17 protein-coding genes are annotated in these 18,350 nt (G+C 59.7%); 8 read left to right on the plus strand and 9 right to left on the minus strand.

The features are described 5' to 3' along the window. The first annotated feature begins 4 nt into the window (after window positions 1–4). From ACWKWE_RS21005 to ACWKWE_RS21020, 4 genes are all read left to right on the plus strand, one after another. Complete coding sequence (locus ACWKWE_RS21005) at window positions 5–2,350, plus strand: putative bifunctional diguanylate cyclase/phosphodiesterase (protein ID WP_483851579.1); 2,346 nt, start codon at window positions 5–7, stop codon at window positions 2,348–2,350. 156 nt (window positions 2,351–2,506) lie between these two features. Then, the gene (locus ACWKWE_RS21010) at window positions 2,507–2,872 is read left to right on the plus strand and encodes a response regulator transcription factor (protein WP_483851580.1); all 366 of its coding nucleotides are present in this window, start codon (window positions 2,507–2,509) and stop codon (window positions 2,870–2,872) included. A 530-nt stretch (window positions 2,873–3,402) separates the two neighbouring features. Further along, complete coding sequence (locus tag ACWKWE_RS21015; protein WP_483851581.1) at window positions 3,403–4,401, plus strand: response regulator; 999 nt, start codon at window positions 3,403–3,405, stop codon at window positions 4,399–4,401. Window positions 4,402–4,404: 3 nt separating this feature from the next. After that, complete coding sequence (locus ACWKWE_RS21020; RefSeq protein WP_166597046.1) at window positions 4,405–5,361, plus strand: sensor domain-containing diguanylate cyclase; 957 nt, start codon at window positions 4,405–4,407, stop codon at window positions 5,359–5,361. A 165-nt stretch (window positions 5,362–5,526) separates the two neighbouring features. On the opposite strand, the gene ACWKWE_RS21025 is transcribed toward ACWKWE_RS21020, so the two are convergent. From ACWKWE_RS21025 to ACWKWE_RS21065, 9 genes are all read right to left on the minus strand, one after another. Next, window positions 5,527–6,321, minus strand: a complete 795-nt coding sequence (locus ACWKWE_RS21025; RefSeq protein WP_166597045.1) for an ABC transporter ATP-binding protein — start codon at window positions 6,319–6,321, stop codon at window positions 5,527–5,529. A gap of 34 nt (window positions 6,322–6,355) precedes the next feature. Further along, window positions 6,356–7,144: an ABC transporter permease gene (locus tag ACWKWE_RS21030; protein WP_166597044.1), complete on the minus strand. Its 789-nt coding sequence runs from the start codon at window positions 7,142–7,144 to the stop codon at window positions 6,356–6,358. Continuing rightward, window positions 7,141–8,052, minus strand: coding sequence for an ABC transporter permease (locus ACWKWE_RS21035; protein ID WP_483851582.1), 912 nt, complete (start codon window positions 8,050–8,052; stop codon window positions 7,141–7,143). The genes ACWKWE_RS21030 and ACWKWE_RS21035 overlap by 4 nt, the downstream gene beginning before the upstream one ends. Before the next feature lie 4 nt (window positions 8,053–8,056). Beyond that, entirely contained in the window at window positions 8,057–9,175 is a 1,119-nt protein-coding gene (locus ACWKWE_RS21040; RefSeq protein WP_483851583.1) for an ABC transporter substrate-binding protein, read from the minus strand. Between the two features lie 34 nt (window positions 9,176–9,209). Further along, window positions 9,210–10,121, minus strand: coding sequence for a TauD/TfdA dioxygenase family protein (locus tag ACWKWE_RS21045; protein ID WP_483851584.1), 912 nt, complete (start codon window positions 10,119–10,121; stop codon window positions 9,210–9,212). A gap of 322 nt (window positions 10,122–10,443) precedes the next feature. Continuing rightward, window positions 10,444–11,205, minus strand: a complete 762-nt coding sequence (locus tag ACWKWE_RS21050; RefSeq protein WP_483851585.1) for a hypothetical protein — start codon at window positions 11,203–11,205, stop codon at window positions 10,444–10,446. A 274-nt stretch (window positions 11,206–11,479) separates the two neighbouring features. Then, window positions 11,480–12,370 carry an SMP-30/gluconolactonase/LRE family protein gene (locus ACWKWE_RS21055; RefSeq protein WP_483851586.1) on the minus strand — a complete coding sequence of 297 codons (891 nt, stop codon included), beginning with the start codon at window positions 12,368–12,370 and terminating at the stop codon, window positions 11,480–11,482. Between the two features lie 68 nt (window positions 12,371–12,438). After that, window positions 12,439–13,260 carry an NAD-dependent epimerase/dehydratase family protein gene (locus ACWKWE_RS21060; RefSeq protein ID WP_483851587.1) on the minus strand — a complete coding sequence of 274 codons (822 nt, stop codon included), beginning with the start codon at window positions 13,258–13,260 and terminating at the stop codon, window positions 12,439–12,441. 16 nt (window positions 13,261–13,276) lie between these two features. Next, window positions 13,277–13,492, minus strand: coding sequence for a hypothetical protein (locus ACWKWE_RS21065; protein WP_483851588.1), 216 nt, complete (start codon window positions 13,490–13,492; stop codon window positions 13,277–13,279). 169 nt (window positions 13,493–13,661) lie between these two features. Between ACWKWE_RS21065 and ACWKWE_RS21070 the strand changes: the two genes are divergently transcribed. The 4 genes from ACWKWE_RS21070 (at window position 13,662) to ACWKWE_RS21085 (ending at window position 18,332) form a co-directional block, all read left to right on the plus strand. Continuing rightward, on the plus strand, window positions 13,662–14,606 hold the full coding sequence (locus ACWKWE_RS21070; RefSeq protein ID WP_483851589.1) for a substrate-binding domain-containing protein: 945 nt from the start codon (window positions 13,662–13,664) through the stop codon (window positions 14,604–14,606). Between the two features lie 83 nt (window positions 14,607–14,689). Further along, window positions 14,690–16,201 carry a sugar ABC transporter ATP-binding protein gene (locus ACWKWE_RS21075; protein WP_483851590.1) on the plus strand — a complete coding sequence of 504 codons (1,512 nt, stop codon included), beginning with the start codon at window positions 14,690–14,692 and terminating at the stop codon, window positions 16,199–16,201. A 4-nt stretch (window positions 16,202–16,205) separates the two neighbouring features. Continuing rightward, window positions 16,206–17,165, plus strand: coding sequence for an ABC transporter permease (locus ACWKWE_RS21080; protein ID WP_341964628.1), 960 nt, complete (start codon window positions 16,206–16,208; stop codon window positions 17,163–17,165). Between the two features lie 75 nt (window positions 17,166–17,240). Beyond that, a complete protein-coding gene (locus ACWKWE_RS21085; RefSeq protein WP_166597035.1) occupies window positions 17,241–18,332 on the plus strand; it encodes an alcohol dehydrogenase catalytic domain-containing protein in 1,092 nt (363 codons plus the stop codon). Window positions 18,333–18,350: the final 18 nt, after the last annotated feature.

Genomic DNA, 18,350 nt, shown 5'->3' on the forward strand with positions numbered 1-18,350 from the left:
TGACATGACCGATTTCGTCGCAACGAATAACCCTCAACGCATTACCTGTTTGCTCCCGCCGGAACCCGAGCCCGCTTCGGCCAAGGCGGGCCATGACCCCGTTCAGGCGTGGCCGTGGGTGCTGCTGGCCGTGGCGATTGTGGGATTGCTCTGCGGTTTGCTGGGGTTGCTGTACCAACAGGCGCAGCGCCAGGCGATGTCGGACGTTGGCAACCTGAATCGCATCCTTGAGTCGCGGCTGAACGGCACTTTCTATGAAGCGCAAAGCGGCCTGCAAAGCATCGCGTCGCGCATGGATGAGGGGCCGCTTCATTCCGAGGGGAGTCCGGCGGTTCAGGCATGGCAGTTGCGCGGGCTGGTGCGCAGATTCCCGGCCGCGGGCCATTTCGATGTGCTTGGGGCGGATGGGCGGTTTTTGTTCGACTCCGACGGCAGCAGTTCAACGTCGCCGTCGTGCACCCAGCAATTTCGCGACTCGCTCCAGCACAAGACGCCTGCCGATTTGAAAGCCATGTCGATGGTGTTGGGCAGCGATGCGCGCAGGGAAATGTTGTACATGGCGGTGCCCATCCTGGACGCCCAGCAGCGGCTGACGGGATGGATTGCGGCGAGTCAGCCGCTGAAAAATATTCTCGAAGCCATCAACCAGCTGGACGTCGGCCCTCATGGCGTCATTACGTTGCGTCGAGCAGATCAGTCGGATGCGGTGTTACGTGTGCCCGCGGCCAAGCCGCATGTCTCTCCATACCCTGCCGACGACATCGACCGGCTCATGACGGAGGGCGCCCGAGAGGGCACGGTCGTCATGCGGTCTCGGGTGGACGGGGTCAGACGGCTGTACGGCTTCAAGCGGATCGGCAATTTCCCGCTGGTGTTGGTGGTGGGTCTGGCGGGGCAAGACTATTTGCTGGGATGGAAGTACACCGCCATTGCTTCTTCTTTGGTCTGTGGTGCGTTGTACCTGCTGATTCTCGGGCTGACCTTGCGCTTGCGGACCAACCGAATTCGTCGCCAGCACGTCGTCGATGAACTGCGCGACAGTGCTTACCACGATGATCTGACCGGGTTGCCCAATCGGCGTTACCTGCTGGAGCGGGTGAACCGCGCCATCAAGGATTGCGGGCGCGGCCAGCGGTTGACCCTGATTTATCTGGACCTGGATCACTTCAAGGTCATCAATGATTCGCTTGGGCATGTGGCGGGCGACTCAATCATTCAGCATCTCGCCCAGCGTCTTGTGGCGCTCAAGCCCTCGGTGGACACCGTCGCGCGGCTCAGCGGCGACGAGTTTCTGGTGCTGGTGGACGAAGACGACCACATGCTCCTGAACGAGTTGGTAGGGCGCATGCTGCGTGCGCTTCAGCAGCCGCTCGAATTGGCGGGCTACAACCTGTCGATGACCGCTTCAGCGGGCATCGCATCCCACATCGCCCATGGCCATGATTTCGGCTCACTGCTCAAGGCCGCCGATACCGCGTTGACGCAGGCCAAACGCAACGGGCGTAACACGTGGGTGTTCTACGAGGCTGCCATGGGGGCGCGGGAACTGCGTTATTTGCATGTCCAGACCGAACTGCGTCAGGCCTTCGAACAAAAAGAGTTGCAGGTCCACTACCAGCCCCAGATCGAGCTAAAAACCGGCGCCGTTATCGGGGCCGAGGCCTTGTTGCGCTGGAACCACCCCGGCGAAGGACCGATTGCTCCTGACGAGTTCATTCCCGTGGCCGAATCCAGCGGGTTGATACTTCCGATCAGCCGCTGGTTACTGAGCGAGGTCTGCCATCAAGCGGTGGCGTGGCAAGCGGCAGGTTTCGGCGAACTGACGGTGGCGATGAATTGCTCCGCCGTCCAGTTCCGTCAAGGCAGTATGGTTCAAGAGGTCCAGAGGGCGCTGTATGACAGCGGCCTGAAACCGGAACTGCTGGAGCTTGAGCTGACGGAGTCGATCCTGATCGAAGATTCCGCACGGGTGCTGGAAACCGTTCAGGGGCTGAAGGCGTTGGGCGTGCGCATGTCCATCGACGACTTTGGCACCGGCTATTCCAGCATGGCGTATTTGAAACGCTTTGCTGTGGACAAGCTGAAAATCGATCAGTCCTTCGTGCGGGGTCTGCTGAAGAACCCACACGATGCCGCCATCGTGCAGGCGGTGATTACGCTGGGGCACAGCTTCGACATGAAGGTGATTGCAGAGGGCGTGGAAGACGCTGCCATTCTCGCGGCATTGACAGCGAAGGGGTGCAACGAAGCACAGGGTTATCATTATTCCAAGGCACTCTCAGCGCCGGATTTCGACCTCTTCATGCAAGGTCGAATCGAAGCCAACTTTCTTGCGGAGCGTTGGGTGTAAGTGACATGCCCTCGCCTTGGCGCGTTTAATCTCTCATGGAATGGCTTTGATCTATTGCGGTCATACATTTGTATACTTCACCCACGTGGCCCGGCTGGGTAACGTGGTTTCCCCATTTGTCTCCTCATACGATTTACATCGGCATAGGTACTCCGTTTGTCCAGTTCTTCTCTGGTCGCCGTTGTCGATGATGACGCCGCCGTTCGCGATAGCCTCGACAGTCTTGTTCGTTCTCTGGGTTTTCAAGTCGCTGTCTTTTCTTCGGCCGAGGAGTTCCTGAGCACTGCTGAGTTGATTAACGTCGGCTGCCTGATTACTGACGTGCAAATGCCAAACATGAGTGGTGTTGAACTCCACGAGTACCTGACGGCAAAGAATATTCATATTCCCACCCTCTTCATCACGGCTTTTCCCGAAGAAACAGTGCGCAAGCGAGCCATGACCGGCAGTGCGCTGTGTTTCCTGGCCAAGCCTTTCCAGGCGCATGTGCTGATCGACCACTTGAGTCGGGCACTGAGCTGAGCCCCACGCCTCACACCGCGAGTGGCCGTGCTTCGGGGCAGTCAGCATCGGTGCGCACTGTCCTGGTTCACGTTGGTCGATATCACTCCACGACGTGGTGCGCGAGGCCGGGTAGGGGCAAGGACCTGGGCGTGAACCGCACCTTGGCGGGCGAATAACGCGGAACGCGTCGCAACTTAGAAATCTGACGCCTGTCGCCAACTCTTTGAAGTTAGAACAAAAAACCGTGACGGCCGCGCTTCAAAAAGTGGCGTTGAACCGCGTGAGTTAGATGGCGCGAGTAAATATTGACGCCATTTAATTAACGCGCGCTATCGCGCTGCTTAATCCCATGAAAAGCACTATCAGTGAGCACAGATATTGCATACTGCCATTACTTGCCGAAATGGGTGAAGATTCGACTCACTTTCTCTGCCAACAATCGGGTTGAGCGAATATTCGCTCGCGGCGGACATAAGTGAGTTACACGATGGGTTGCACAGATATTCCGGGCCATGCCTGAAACTCTTTTGCCGTGAGATTGAAAAGCAATGCCCACGATTCCCTTGTTGATTTGCGACGACTCCAACATGGCGCGCAAACAGCTGATCAGGGCCTTACCTGCCGATTGGGGGGTGTCGGTCACGACAGCGACCAATGGACATGAAGGCCTTGAAGCCATTCGCCAGGGGTTGGGTCAGGTGGTGTTACTCGACCTGACCATGCCGGACATGGATGGGTATCAGGCGTTGGCCGCGATTCGTGCGGAAAATCTTCGGGCCAAAGTCATCGTGGTGTCGGGCGACGTTCAGGAAGAAGCCGTGCGCCGCACGCTTGAACTGGGCGCCCTCGCGTTTCTCAAGAAGCCCGCCGATCCGGTCGAGTTACAGCTGACCCTCCAGCGCCTCGGGCTGCTGGATCATCCCGTCAAGACAGTTGCTGTTACGCCCAAGATCGAACAGACAGCCATCAGCTTTCAGGACGCCTTCCGCGAAACCATCAACGTTGCCATGGGCCGTGCCGCTGCTTTACTGGCGCGCGTGCTCGGCGTGTTCGTGCAACTGCCGGTGCCCAACGTCAATATGCTAGAGGTGGGGGAGTTGCACATGGCGCTCGCGGACGCCCAGGCCAGTGATCGGCTCACAGCGGTGTGTCAGGGTTACATCGGCGGGGGGATCGCCGGGGAAGCGCTGCTGATGTTTCACGACTCGGAAATCGGCGACATGGCGCAGTTGATGAAGATCCAGGACAGTGATTATTCCGAAAAGGAAATGCTGCTGGACCTGTCGTCGATCATCATCGGCGCCTGCCTGAGCGGCATTGCCGAGCAGATCGACATCGCGTTCTCCCAAGGGCATCCGCAGGTGCTCGGCGCTCAGAGTGGCATCGACGAGCTGATTCGCATCAACCAGCAACGCTGGAAGAAAACCCTGGCCGTGGAAATCAGTTACAGCCTGGAAGGCCACCATATTCACTTCGACTTGTTGATGTTGTTCACCGAAGACTCGGTAGAGCGGCTGTCGCGCAAACTCGCCTACCTGATGAGCTGATTCATGAACGATCGTATCGACATCAAAGAGCTGCATTGGCTGCTGACCATCACCCAGAGCATCGACGTCGGCGTGGTGGTGCTGGATCACGAGTACCGGGTCCAGGTGTGGAACACCTTCATGGAAAACCGTTCTGGCGTGTTGCCCTATGAAGCCGCCAACCGCTCGTTCTTCGAGCTGTTCCCGGAGGTGAATCGGGACTGGATGAAGAACAAGATCGACAGTGTGATTACCCTGGGAACTCCTGCGTTCACGATCTGGGAACAGCGGCCGTACCTGGTGCGTTTCAAGAGCTACCAGCCGATCACCGGGCAAGAAGATTTCATGTACCAGAACACCACGATGTTCCCGCTGCGCTCCACAAGCGGCGAAGTGTCTCATGTGTGCCTGGTGATCTACGACGTCACCGACGTGGCGACCAACCGCCTGCAATTGCAGCGCGCCAACAGCGAACTGCAAAAGCTGTCCAGTACCGACCGGCTGACCGGGCTGTACAACCGGGGTCATTGGGAAGAGGCGTTGCGGCTGGAATACGCCCGCCACGTGCGTTACGGCTCGTCGGCGGCGCTTGTGATGTTCGACATCGATCACTTCAAGCGGGTCAACGACACCTACGGTCACCAGTGCGGCGACAAGGTGATTCAGCGTGTGGCCGATGTGATTCGCGAGCACATTCGCGACTCCGATATCGCCGGCCGTTACGGCGGCGAAGAGTACGCGGTGCTGTTACCCGACACCGATAAATACGGCGGCGGGATGTTTGCCGAGCGATTGCGATTGGCGGTGGAAGCACAGGAAATCCTGCACGAAGGCGAAGTGATTCGCTGCACCATCAGCCTCGGCGTTGCCGACATGAACACCCCGCTCAGCGAACACAAGACCCTCATCGAATGGGCCGATCAGGCGCTGTATGCGTCGAAGAAGAACGGGCGTAATCAGGTGTCGTTGCATGAGGTGTGAGTCACTGCGACGCTCCCTACCCAAGCCAATGCCCCGGATGTAAACGGAACCTGTGGGAGCGAATTTATTCGCGAGACATAAGCACAGGCGACAGATGTGGGTCGGATGTACCACCGCCTCGCGAATGAATTCGCCCCCACAGAAAAGAGCCGCGTGTGCGCAGGGCTACGACAACTCCGCAAAATCACTCAACACATCATCGCGCAGGGCGATGAAACGGGCGTCGCTGCGGTTGCGCGGGCGGGGCAGGTCGATGTCGACGATGCGCCGAATGCGCCCCGGATGCGGCTGCATGACCACCACCCGATCCCCCAGGTAAACCGCCTCGTCCACGTCATGGGTCACGTGCACCATGGTGATCTTTTCCTGCTGCCAGATGTTCTGCAGCTCACGTTGCAGGCGTGTGCGCGTCAGGGCATCCAGCGCGCCGAACGGCTCGTCCAGCAGCAACACGCTCGGGCGATTCACCAGTCCGCGCGCGATGGCCACGCGTTGCGCCATGCCCCCGGAAATCTGGTGCGGGTAAGACTCGGTGAAGTCCTGCAGGCCCACCAGATGAATATGCTCGCGCACAGTGTCGCGTTTCTGCGCAGGCGTCAGGGGCGCGTTCTTCAACCCTACAGCGACGTTCTGTTCAACCGTCAGCCACGGAAACAAACGGTGATCCTGAAACACGATTCCGCGCTCCAGCCCTGTGCCCTTGATCGGCTTTTCGTCCAGCAGAATGCGTCCGTCAAACTCCTCATCCAGACCGAGGATCAGCCGCAACAATGTCGATTTTCCGCAACCGCTGGCGCCGACGATGGTGATGAATTCGCCGGGCGCGATGTCCAGCTGAATGTTGTCCAGCACCTGCAATTGGGTGTCGCTGCTGGCGCCGGAGAAGCGTTTGCTGATGTTCTCCAGACGCAGCCCGTTGCCTTGCTGGGTGGGGAGAGGGAGCGCTTGACTGGCGGACATTGGGGAATTCCTTTGAAAGTGTGAAAAGGGAAAACTAGCGCGGCGTGATGCCGTAGAGCCGTTGCATGCGTCGTTCGAGTCGGCGGGCGAGGACGTTCAGCCCCCAACCGACCAGACCGATGATCACCATGCCGAACAGCACAAGGTCCATCATGAAATGCTCGCTGCCGTCGATCAGCGTGTTGCCGATGCCGTCGCCGGACACCAGCAGGTATTCGGCGCCTATGGTGGCGAGCCACGAGTACACCAGCGCCAGGTAAATCCCGGTAAAGATCGAGGGCAACGCGGCGGGGAGCATGACGCCGATCACAGTCTGCCAGCGGCTGAAGCCGTACACCTTCGCCACCTCCAGAAACGCATTCGGCACGTTACGCAAACCGTCGCAGGTGTTGACCACCACCGGCACCAGCGCGGCGAGGGAGAGGAACACGACTTTCGCGACGTCGCCCAATCCGAACCACACTGAGATCAGCGGAATCCAGGCGAACAGGGAAATCTGCTTGAAGGTGTTGAAGCTTGGGCCGACCACGCGCTCGAAAATCCGCGAAAAGCCCAGCAAGCAGCCGAGGATCAACCCGAGCACCGTGCCAATGAAAAACCCGCTGAGGTTGCGCGCCAGACTCGACGAAATCGCCCGCCAGAATTGGCCGGAGGTCACCTGATCCCACGCCGTCACTGCGACCTTTTGTGGCGAGACCAACAGGCCTGAATCGCTCCAGCCCTGATTGGCCGCGAGCCACCAGATTGCGACGCCGACCACGGGCACGACCCAGCCGCGATAACGGTGTTGGCGAGGAACGTGTGTTGCCGTCAACGAACTCATAGCACCCTCACTGGCGTCACTGCCCGACCTTTGTTGAGACGACGCTCAATGACTTCGAACGCCCGGTCGATCAGCAGCCCGACCGTGCCGACCACGACCACCGCCGCCATCACCAGATCCAGCTGAAACAGCTGACGCCCGTAAGCGATCAGGTAGCCCAACCCTTCGCTGGAAGCCAGCAGCTCGACGACCACCAGCGACAGCCAGGCTTTGGTGAATCCCAGTCGCAGGCCGGTGAAAATGGGTGCGACAGCGGAAGGCAGCACGATGTCGGTGACGATCTGGCGCCGACTGAAGCCGTAAGCCTGTCCCACTTCCAGCAGGCGTTTGGGCACCTGATGAAAGGCCTGCAGTGTGCAGAGGGTGACCGGGACCAGCGCGGCGTGGGCGATCAGCACGTACTTCAGCGGCTCGCCGATGCCGAACAGCAGCAGCGCGAAGGGCATCCAGCCCAGCACCGGAATCTGCACCAGCGCGTTGAACGTCGGCAGCAGGTAATCCTCGACGGTTTTGGACAGGCCCATCATCAGACCCAGTGTCACGCCAAGGCCCGAGCCGATGAGAAAGCCCACCAGCACCCGTTGCAGACTCGCCGACGCGTTAAGCCACAGGTCGCCCGTGCTGAACAGATCCGTCAGTGTTTGCCAGACGTATGCCGGGGGCGGCAGGACTTGCTCGGACAGCCAGCCACGCTCGGTGCCCACGTACCAGAGACCGAGCAGTGCGATGGGCAGCAGCCAGGGCAGGGCAAGGTTCACGGCACGGGTTTGCCACGCCGGGGATGAGCGTTTGGCGGCCGCCACACGCCGTGGGGCGCGGGCGGGAAAGTTAGGCAGGCGTTCGACCGGCGCCAGCTTTTTCGCGGGCGCCCGGTCTTGGTCGAGTAAAGGTGCGGTGGCTCTGGCCATGACCTCAGCCTCCGTTGTTGACGGTTTTATCCGATGACGCCGTGGCCGTGTTCGCCGTGGCTTTGCCGTCTGCGCCGTAAGCGGTCCAGTAGCCTTGCAGCCCCTTGGCTTTCAACGCTGTTTCCAGGTATTTGGTTTCGAACCAGCCGTCGATGGTCACCGGACGTCGGATCATCTTCTCTTCCTTGGCCTGATCGGCGACGGCCTGATAACGCGCCTTGAGGAAGTCATCCACCAGCGGCGAGGCGCTGTCGCGCAGGGTGATGTGGCCGAAGTCCGCTTTGAGCGAGGCCAGCGGCTCATTGGTCTTGGCCCACTCGTTCAACACGGCGTCGCGGTTGCTTTCGTCGGACTCCCACTTGGCCGCATCGACCAGCGTGTTGACGACTTTTTGCACGTTGTCCGCGTGTTCCTTTTCATAGGCGCCGCGAACCACCAGCGCGCACTGCCGGGTGTAGCGCACGTCGTTGTTCGGGTTATCGAAAATGATGTCCACCAAGCCCTGATCCCGCAGCTTGAACAGCTCACGGCCGCCGAACGCGGCATCGACGCCCTTTGACGCCAGCGCGGCCTGACTGCTGCCGCTGTCGAGGTTGATCACTTTCAAATCGCGTTCGGTCAGGCCGTGGTCCGCCAGCAGATTGATCGACACCAGATGGCCGTTGGTACCACGGAAGACCGCGACTTTCTTGCCCTTGAGGTCTTCAATCGTCTTGATGTCGGAGCCCTTCGGCACCGCGAGATACACGTTCGAGCGCACGCCGATGGCGGCCAGCAGCTTGGTGTCCAGACCGTTGGCGCGACCGACGACTTGCGGCAGGTCGCCTTCGTAGGCGAAGTCCAGTTGCTGGTTCGACAGCGCTTCGTTGACCGCCGGACCCGCGCCTTTGAAGAAGAACCATTGAATCTCGGTGCCCGTGCCTTTGAAGGCTTTTTCCAGCAGTTGCTGGTTGCGCACGATGCCCAGCGGCGAGCCGCTGAAGGTCACGGGATCACCGCCCCCCGCGCTGGCCACGCCGATGCGCAAAACGTCGGCCTCGGCCAAGGGCATCATCAGCAGCGCCGCCAGTGCGGTAGCTACGCTTTTTGTGCTGAATACAGATGTTCGCTTGGCCTTTGCCATGACGGTTCTTCCTTAAAAATGGGGGGAGCGGGAATCAGGCGGCCAGGTGCTTTTTGTCGGCTTCTGTTCGCGGGGAGAGGGTGTCGGGCGTCGGCTTGATCGCCTGGCTGGAGCGCCCATCGACGCCCACCGGAATGTCGCCCGCCACGGTGGTGCGGCGCACGATGCGCTGTTCCTGGCCGTAGTCGTTGATCGCGATGTGCTGGGTGGCGCGGTTGTCCCAGATCACCACGTCGCCTTCGCTCCAGCGCCAGCGCACGGTGTTGTCGACCTGGGTGATGCGGTCGTGGAACAGGCGGATCAGCTGTTTCGAATCGTTGCTGCTGACGCCCTGAATGTGTTTCACGAAGTGGCCGAGGATCAGGCTGCGCTCACCGGTTTCCGGATGGACGCGCACCAGCGGGTGCTCGGTTTCGTAAATCTCGGCGGTGAACTGTTCGCGGTAACGCTTCACGCCCGCTTCGCCAGTGTCCTTTGGCGTCACATAGTCGTAGACGTTGGTGTGCAGGGCACGCAGGTTGTCGGCCAGCGCTTTCAGCGGCTCAGGCAAATCGGCGTAAGCGGCAGCGGTGTTGGCCCATACGGTGTCGCCCCCGTACGGCGGAATGACCACGCCCCGCAGGATCGAAACTTTTGGGTAGTCGGCGACGAACGTGACGTCGGTGTGCCAGGAGTTGGCGCGGGTCTCGCGGGAATCAAGGTTGAGAATCGCGTGGCTCTGCTCGGCGGAGCGGACGGTTGGGTGTGGCACTTGATCGCCGAAACGACGGGAGAAACTTTCGTGCTGGTCGTCGTTGAGGAACTGTTCGCGGAAGAACAGCACCTTGTGTTTCAGCAGTGCCTGATTGATGAACTCGAAGTCTTGCGCGGAAATGTCACCGGAAAGTTTGATGCCGCTCAACTCGGCGCCAATTTTCCCCGCCACGGGTTTGATCTGAATCGCCATGTCCTGAACTCCTGTTTAGGTTGCTGTGGCTCAGATCATAAAGATATAAATCAGCGATCCGCTAATCACTAATTGTCATAAATATAGAAGGAGAGTTTATGCGAGGTGTTTATGAAGATAACCAGACTTCATAAGCTTATTCAAAAGTTGGGCGCGATGAGTTCTGGCTCACCGCGGTAGAAAACTGTGGGAGCGAATTCATTCGCGAATACCTTACAGCCGATAAAGATGCGTGGGCTGTTACGACGCTTCGCGAATGAATTCGCTCCCACAGGGAGATTCATGTTCATGCCCTGACCCGGGGTGTCGCTTGGTTCAGCGATCAGGTTTGCGGCACATCGTCCTGCACATCCGGGCCTTTCAACGTTCCCAACGACTTGCGCAGCCGGCTCGCCAGCGAGCTGCTGCCATGCACGTTGTGGTAGTGAAAAACCGCCGTCGCGCGCAGGGCGTCTTCGGCAACGGGGAGGTTGGTGTGCAGCGAACGATAGCCCCAGAACAGGTACAGATGGCCCGGCTGCATGGCAATCCGGGTAAACGCCTGAGCGTCGCGGCGGAGTCGGTTTTTCAGGTAGCGCTGTACCCAGCGGTTGTCCACCAAAACCTTGTCGACGAGGTTGCGCAGGTAGCTTTGGCGCAGCGGCCGACGATTGGGCAGCATCAGCAGGTCGCCGCGCTCTCCCGTGTCCGGCATGCACACCGGCAGGATCGTGGTCAGGACGAACGAGTCGTAATGGAAAATCAGCGATTCGCGACGCCCGCCGTTGCCCGTGAGGCAGCGCAATGTCTGAGTCAACGTCGTGTCGCTGGAACGCTCTCCCGTGGCGCCTGCAACGATGCGGCGACAGAGGTCGATGAAATTCCGTGAATTTCCCCAGTCGGAGAGCGGTGTGCCCGCTACGGGCTGGCGGCCAGAAAGGGCGACATAATCGTTGCCCGCTTCCTCAACGGTGGCCTGTACGAGTGCTTGTAGCTCCATCAATTGCGCCGGACTGGCCCAGTCCGGGAGAACAGCGTATCCGTCACTGTCGATGGCCTTGATCAGGCTGCTGACCTGAGCGTCCGAGAAGGTCGAGTAAGGCATCGCGATAACCTCGTTGCGGGTATCTGAGTCGTTTGATGCCCTCGGACCCAATGCCAGAGATGTACCGATTCAGCGGGCGAGTCGACAGACTAGCAGCTAGCACAGGATTATCTACGTGCGTGGATTAAATATTTCAAAATGTGTGTTTTTTCGAGGATAACGTCGTTTTTCTGTCCGTTTTTGAAACAGATCGACGCAAAAAACCGTTTTGCAGAGCGCTCTCAGGGCGTAACGATTTTGTGTCACATTCTGTGTCGCCGCATGAGCTCAAAGGCTATTCCGGGCCAAAAAACGGCTCTTCAAGCCCTTTGACGCCGGGTTGCAGCGCGAACACCCCACCGGCCAGTGGCTGATCGGAAAGGTCGCCACCGGGACGGATCGAGGTCACGAACAACGTGTCCAGGTCACGGCCTCCAAACGCACACATGGACGGCTTTTTCACGGGAACAGACAGTGATCGATCCAGCGTGCCCGCCGGGGTAAAACGGTGGATGACCCCTTCGTCATTGCCGCAGATCCAATAGCAGCCGTCAGCGTCCACAGCGGCGCCATCGGGGCGACCGGGATAGAGGTTCATGTCCACGAACAGACGACGATCACGGGGCATCCCGGTGTCGATGTCGTAATCGAACGCCCAGATTTTCTGCACGTTAGGGTGAGAATCCGAGAGGTACATGATCTTCCCGTCGGGGCTGAAACCCAGGCCGTTGGGAACAATCAGGTCAGTGATTCGAGGCGTGAGCGGTTCGCGCTGATCGCGGCTGTAGCGATACAGCGCGCCGACCGACGACGCAGCGGCCATGTCCATGACCATCGTGCCCGCCCAGAAACGGCCTTGACGGTCACAGCGCCCGTCGTTGAAACGCATATTGGGGCGAGGGCGTTCGACGTCGATCAGTCGTTCGGACGTGAGCGTTCCATCCTCTGCGGGGCGAATCCGAAACAGGCCATCTTCCATACCCGCGAGCCAGGTGCCGTCGCCGTAACTGGCGATGCAGGCGAGCATCTGCGGCGCTTCCCAGCTGTCCGTGCGCTGGTCATCCAGCCGATAGCGATGGAGTTTTTTCGCTGGAATGTCCACCCAATAAAGCGCGTTGTCACGGGCGCTCCAGACCGGGCACTCGCCGGTGGCGTTGCGCGCGTCGAGGATCAGCTCAGCCTGCATCGGGAATATTCCAGAAGGTTGAAGAAGGGGCGAACGGCCAACGTCGGGCTGGCCGTTGCAGGGGGAAATCACTGATCGCCGAAAGGTCCGGACGCCACGAACGCGCCGCCCTGATACACCATCGCTGGGTCATCGGCAGCCGGCGCCGGTTGCGCCTCGACCTTGGCGCGGAACTGTTCGGAGCTGTCTTTGGGTTGGTAGTCCAGGTGATTGGCCAGACGGTTGTCCCACCAGACCTTCGCGTTGTTGGACGCGCCGTACACCACGGTGTGACCGACATTCGGCGTGAACAGACCGCGCTCGATCAGCTGGGTCAAGTCGTCGTAGCTCAGCCAACTGCTCAGCATTCTGCGGTTCTGCGCTTCCGGGAATGAAGAGCCGATCCGGATACTCACCGTTTCGATGCCGTAGCGATCGAAATAGAAACTGGCCAAGTCTTCCCCGTAGGATTTCGACAGGCCGTAGTAACTGTCTGGCCGCTTCACAGCGCTGGCGTCGATGGTTTCGTCCTGGCGGTAGAAGCCGATCACGTGGTTGGAGCTGGCGAAGATCACCCGTTTCACGCCGTGCCGACGCGCCGCTTCGTAGAGGTGATAGGTGCCGCAGATGTTCGGGCCGAGGATGTCTTCGAACGAGTGCTCAGTGGACACACCGCCGAAATGCACGATGGCATCGACGCCTTCGACCAGTTGATGAACGGCGGCTTTGTCCGCGAGATCGCAACGCTGCACTTCTTCGTGAGCGCCAGCAGGGGCCATGTCCGCAATGTCGGAGAGGCGAATGATCGTGGCGTAGGGGCGCAGGGTTTCGCGCAACACTTTGCCGAGGCCGCCAGCCGCGCCGGTGAGCAGCAGGCGATTGAAAGGGGAGTGGGCGTTGGATTCGGTCATCGTGAGAAGCCCTTGTTTACGATTTGTTGTTATTGATGTCGTAAGTTGTCGTATGACATAGCGAGGGATTATCGGCAGGGGTAACGAAATTTGTCAAACCGCCTGCCGGTTGCTCCGTTCTCTGGTTGTCGTACTGGTCTCTTTCCGACATGAAATCCGGACTAGGCAAAGATTCAGCAAACCATTCTTCCCAATCAACGTCGTCGATTTCGTCGTCTACATCTTCGCCCATCCTCCCATCCTCCCCGTTTAGCGCGTCCAATCGCGAAGCGGGAAGAGTAGTCGGCTGCGCATTTACTGTCTTCTTCATCCAGTTGCTAACCCCCATTTTCTCTGCTAATTTCAAAAATGTTAACGATGACATTTCCGCTTAAACAATAAAAACAACGGGATTTTTCGCTATGACAACTCGCCTCAAGAAAGGCTTTTCCACCGTTCTTTGCTCCCTCGCCGTGGCTGTGGCGTGCGCCGGTTCCTTCTCCGTTCAGGCGGCTGACGCCAAAAGCCGCCCGCTGAAAATCGGTGCCTCGTTCCAAGAGATCAACAACCCCTATTTCGTGACCATGAAGGACGCCCTTCAGGACGCCACCGGCAGCATCGGTGCGACGTTGTTGGTCACAGACGCACGCCACGATGTTTCCAAGCAGATCAGCGACATCGAAGACATGCTGCAAAAGGGCATCGACATCCTGATCATCAACCCGACCGATTCGGTGGGTGTGCAATCCGCCGTGAAGCAGGCCCATGACAAAGGCGTCGTGGTGGTGGCGGTCGACGCTCAGGCGGACGGTCCGCTGGATTCCTTCGTCGGTTCGAAGAACTACGACGCGGGTGTTCAGGCCTGTGAATACCTGGCCACGAACATCGGCGGCAAAGGCGGCGTCGGCATTCTCGACGGCATCGCCGTGGTGCCGATCCTCGAACGCGTTCGCGGTTGCAAGGACGCACTGGCCAAGCACCCGGACATCAAAATCGTCAGTATTCAAAACGGCAAGCAGGAGCGTGATCAGGCACTCAGCGTGACCGAGAACATGCTTCAGGCGCAGCCGAATCTGAAAGGCCTGTTCAGCGTCAACGACAACGGCTCACTCGGCGCTCTCGCTGCCATCGAATCCAGCGGCATGGACGTCAAGCTGACCAGCGTCGACGGCGCGCCGGAAGCGGTAAAGGAAATCCAGAAGCCGAACAGCAAGTTCATCGCGACCTCCGCTCAATACCCGCGTGACCAGGTGCGTCTGGCCCTGGGCATCGCACTGGCCAAGAAGTGGGGCTCGCAAGTGCCCAAGGCCATCCCCGTCGACATCCTGCTGGTGGATCAGGCCAAGGCGAAGACCTTCAGCTGGTGACGGAACCGTCGCTGTTCGCCTGACGTTTTTCAGGTCGGGCGAACAGCACGGGTCTGAGCAATTTCTGCTTTGACGAGGTGCCCATGAGCTGCCTTCTGCAACTGGAAAACATCTGTAAAAGCTACCCCGGCGTGCACGCGCTCAAGTCGATCAACCTGTCGGTCGAGCGCGGCGAGATTCACGCGTTGCTGGGGGAGAACGGCGCGGGCAAATCCACGCTGATGAAGATCCTCGCCGGTGTCGAGCATCAAGACAAAGGCAGCATCCTCATCGACGGCGCCGAACAGCATTTCGCGACCTACAACGAAGCCATCGCGGCGGGCATCGGCATCGTGTTTCAGGAATTCAGCCTGATCCCGTACCTCAACGCGGTGGAAAACATTTTCCTTGGTCACGAAATCGTCAACGGTTTCGGCCTGCTGCGCAAAGGCGAGATGCGCGAGAAAGCCATCGCGCTGTTCGACCGGCTCGGGGTGAAGATCAACCTCGATTGCTCGGTGCAGCACCTGAGCGTGGCCGAGCAGCAGTTCGTCGAGATCGCCAAGGCGCTGGCCCTCGAAGCGCGCCTGCTGATTCTCGATGAGCCGACCGCCACCCTGACGCCGTCCGAAGCCGAACTGCTGTTCGACATCATGCGCGAGCTGAAAAATCAGGGCGTTGCGGTGATCTTCATCTCCCATCACCTGGAGGAAATCTTTCAGGTCTGCGACCGCATCAGCGTCTTGCGCGACGGCGCCAATGTCGGCGCGCTGACCGTGGCCGACAGCGACATCGACACCCTCGTCGAGATGATGGTCGGGCGTCGTCTGGAAGCCAGTTTTCCGCCCAAACCCACCCAGCCGCGCGGCGCTGTAGTGCTGCAAGTGCGCGACATTCAGCTGACCCGCAACGGTCCGCACAACAGCTTCAACCTGCACAAAGGCGAGATTCTTGGTTTTGCCGGTCTGGTCGGTTCCGGGCGCACGGAGCTGGCGCTGGGCGTGATCGGCGCGCTGCCGGTGGTGAGCAAGGAGGTGCTGTTGCGTGGCCAGCCAGTCAACCTCAGCGACCCTGCCCATGCGCTCGCCAATGGCATCGGCCTGCTGCCCGAGAGTCGCAAGAGCGAAGGGCTGATCGTCGATTTCAGCATTCGCGAAAACATCTCGCTGAACAACCTGGGCAAGTACGAAAGCGCCGCGCACTTGCTCGACCGGCACAAGGAAGATGCCACCACCACCGAGCTGATGAAGCAGCTGTCGATCAAGGCGCCGACCTGCGAAAGCCGCGTGCTGAACCTCAGCGGCGGCAATCAGCAGAAGGTGGTGATCGCCCGCTGGATCAATCACCACTGCGACATTCTGATCTTCGACGAGCCGACCCGTGGCATCGATGTGGGCGCGAAAGCGGAGATCTACACCCTGATGCGCAAACTCACCGAACAAGGCTTCGCGATCATCATGATCTCCTCGGAACTGCCGGAAATCATCGGCATGTGCGATCGCGTGGCCGTCTTCAACAAGGGCGCCATCGTCAACGTGCTGCAGGCGAGCGACATCAATCCCCAGGAAGTGATGCGCCATGCCACCGGGAGTCTGAACAGTGAACACGTCCATTAAAACCATGACTGCACAACCCAACCGCATGAAGCTCAACTTCGCTCAACTGATCCGCTCACCGGCGTTTTACCCCTTCGTCGGGCTGGTGGTGGTGACGGTCTTCATGATCTTCGCCAGCGACAAATTCCTCACCGGCGCGAACCTGGAAAACATCGCGAGACAGGTGTCGATCAACGCGATCATCGCCGTGGGCATGACCTGCGTGATCCTCACCGGCGGCATCGATCTGTCGGTGGGGCCGGTTATGGCGCTGTCCGGCACGCTGACCACGGGCTTGATGGTCGCAGGCGTTCCGGCGCCGATTGCGATCCTCATCGGCTTGCTGATCGGCGTGGGTTTTGGCGTGGGCAACGGCATCTTTGTCGCTTACCTGAAAATGCCGCCGATCATCGTCACCCTCGCGACCATGGGCATCGCCCGCGGCCTGGGTTTGATGTACACCGACGGCTACCCGATTTCCGGGATGCCGGACTGGTTCGCCTGGTTCGGTCGCGGCACGTTATTCGGCATTCAGGTGCCGATCCTGATCATGCTGCTGACCTACTTCTTCGCGTGGGTGCTGCTGCAGCACACGCGCATCGGGCGCTACGTCTACGCCATCGGCGGCAACGAGGAAGCGGTGCGCCTGTCCGGCGTGCGGGCGTCGCGCTTCAAGCTGCTGGTGTACTCGATCAGCGGGCTCACGGCGGCGATTGCCGGTCTGGTGCTGTCGTCGCGTTTGATGAGCGGCCAGCCGAATGCCGGGGTCGGTTTCGAGCTGGACGCCATTGCCGCCGTGGTGTTGGGCGGCGCGTCGATTGCCGGTGGTCGCGGCGTGATCATCGGCACGCTGGTCGGGGCCATGCTGTTGGGTGTGCTCAACAACGGTTTGAACATGCTCGGCGTGTCGCCTTACGTGCAGAGCGTGATCAAGGGCGGAATCATTTTGCTGGCGATTTTCATCAGTCGGCAGCGGCATAAATAAACCGATTTTGAACATTCATACCGGCTCCCACACAAGAGCTGCGTACACATGACTTCTCTGAACAGGTGAACCGACATGGAACAAAACACAAAAACCACCATGCAAGCCGTCGTCTGCCACGCGCCAAAAGACTACCGTCTGGAGCGCATCACCAAACCGGTGGCGCGCATCAACGAGTTGGTCATCCGCATCGGCGCCTGCGGCATCTGCGCCAGTGACTGCAAATGCCATTCGGGCGCGGCGATGTTCTGGGGCGGCGAAAGCCCGTGGGTCAAGGCGCCTGTGGTGCCAGGCCACGAGTTCTTCGGCTACGTGGATTCAGTGGGCGAGGGCGCTGAAGAGCACTTCGGCGTGAAGGTCGGCGACAAGGTCATTGCCGAGCAGATCGTGCCTTGCGAGAAGTGCAAATTCTGCAAATCCGGCAAGTACTGGATGTGCGAAGTGCACAACATTTTCGGCTTCCAGAAAGACGTGGCCGAGGGCGGCATGGCGCAGTACATGCGCATCCCGAAAACCGCCATCGTGCACAAGATTCCCGAGTCCGTTTCGCTGGAAGACTCCGCACTGATCGAGCCGATGGCCTGCTCGATTCACACCGTCAATCGTGGCGACGTGCAGCTCGACGACGTGTTGGTGATTGCCGGGGCGGGCACGCTGGGTCTGTGCATGGTGCAAGTCGCCGCGTTGAAGACGCCGAAGAAACTAGTGGTCATCGATATGGTGGATGAGCGTCTGGAACTGGCGAAGAAATTCGGCGCCGACGTGGTGATCAACCCGAGCCGCGACAACGCCCGCGAGATCATCAATGGCCTCACCGACGGCTACGGCTGCGACGTGTACATCGAGACCACTGGCGTGCCGGTCGGTGTGACCCAAGGCCTGGACCTGATTCGCAAACTGGGGCGTTTCGTCGAGTTCAGCGTGTTCGGCGCCGAGACCAGCGCCGACTGGTCGATCATCGGCGACCGCAAGGAACTGGACGTGCGCGGCGCCCACCTGGGGCCGTATTGCTACCCGATTGCCATCGACCTGTTCGAGCGAGGGCTTGTGACCTCCGAAGGCATCGTCACCCACGACTTTGGCCTGGATGACTACGCTGAAGCGTTCGAACTGGCAAATTCGACCAAGTCGATCAAGGTGCTGCTCAAGCCGGTGGCAGGCGCCTGAGATCGGGGCGCGCCTTAC

Source organism: Pseudomonas salicis, assembly GCF_057128705.1.

Coding starts and splice junctions, on each gene's coding strand:
- ACWKWE_RS21005 (WP_483851579.1), top strand. CDS start 5: ATGACCGATTTCGTCGCAACGAATAACCCTCAACGCATTACCTGTTTG.
- ACWKWE_RS21015 (WP_483851581.1), top strand. CDS start 3,403: ATGCCCACGATTCCCTTGTTGATTTGCGACGACTCCAACATGGCGCGC.
- ACWKWE_RS21020 (WP_166597046.1), top strand. CDS start 4,405: ATGAACGATCGTATCGACATCAAAGAGCTGCATTGGCTGCTGACCATC.
- ACWKWE_RS21025 (WP_166597045.1), bottom strand. CDS start 6,321: ATGTCCGCCAGTCAAGCGCTCCCTCTCCCCACCCAGCAAGGCAACGGG.
- ACWKWE_RS21030 (WP_166597044.1), bottom strand. CDS start 7,144: ATGAGTTCGTTGACGGCAACACACGTTCCTCGCCAACACCGTTATCGC.
- ACWKWE_RS21035 (WP_483851582.1), bottom strand. CDS start 8,052: ATGGCCAGAGCCACCGCACCTTTACTCGACCAAGACCGGGCGCCCGCG.
- ACWKWE_RS21040 (WP_483851583.1), bottom strand. CDS start 9,175: ATGGCAAAGGCCAAGCGAACATCTGTATTCAGCACAAAAAGCGTAGCT.
- ACWKWE_RS21045 (WP_483851584.1), bottom strand. CDS start 10,121: ATGGCGATTCAGATCAAACCCGTGGCGGGGAAAATTGGCGCCGAGTTG.
- ACWKWE_RS21050 (WP_483851585.1), bottom strand. CDS start 11,205: ATGCCTTACTCGACCTTCTCGGACGCTCAGGTCAGCAGCCTGATCAAG.
- ACWKWE_RS21055 (WP_483851586.1), bottom strand. CDS start 12,370: ATGCAGGCTGAGCTGATCCTCGACGCGCGCAACGCCACCGGCGAGTGC.
- ACWKWE_RS21060 (WP_483851587.1), bottom strand. CDS start 13,260: ATGACCGAATCCAACGCCCACTCCCCTTTCAATCGCCTGCTGCTCACC.
- ACWKWE_RS21065 (WP_483851588.1), bottom strand. CDS start 13,492: ATGGGCGAAGATGTAGACGACGAAATCGACGACGTTGATTGGGAAGAA.
- ACWKWE_RS21070 (WP_483851589.1), top strand. CDS start 13,662: ATGACAACTCGCCTCAAGAAAGGCTTTTCCACCGTTCTTTGCTCCCTC.
- ACWKWE_RS21075 (WP_483851590.1), top strand. CDS start 14,690: ATGAGCTGCCTTCTGCAACTGGAAAACATCTGTAAAAGCTACCCCGGC.
- ACWKWE_RS21080 (WP_341964628.1), top strand. CDS start 16,206: ATGACTGCACAACCCAACCGCATGAAGCTCAACTTCGCTCAACTGATC.
- ACWKWE_RS21085 (WP_166597035.1), top strand. CDS start 17,241: ATGGAACAAAACACAAAAACCACCATGCAAGCCGTCGTCTGCCACGCG.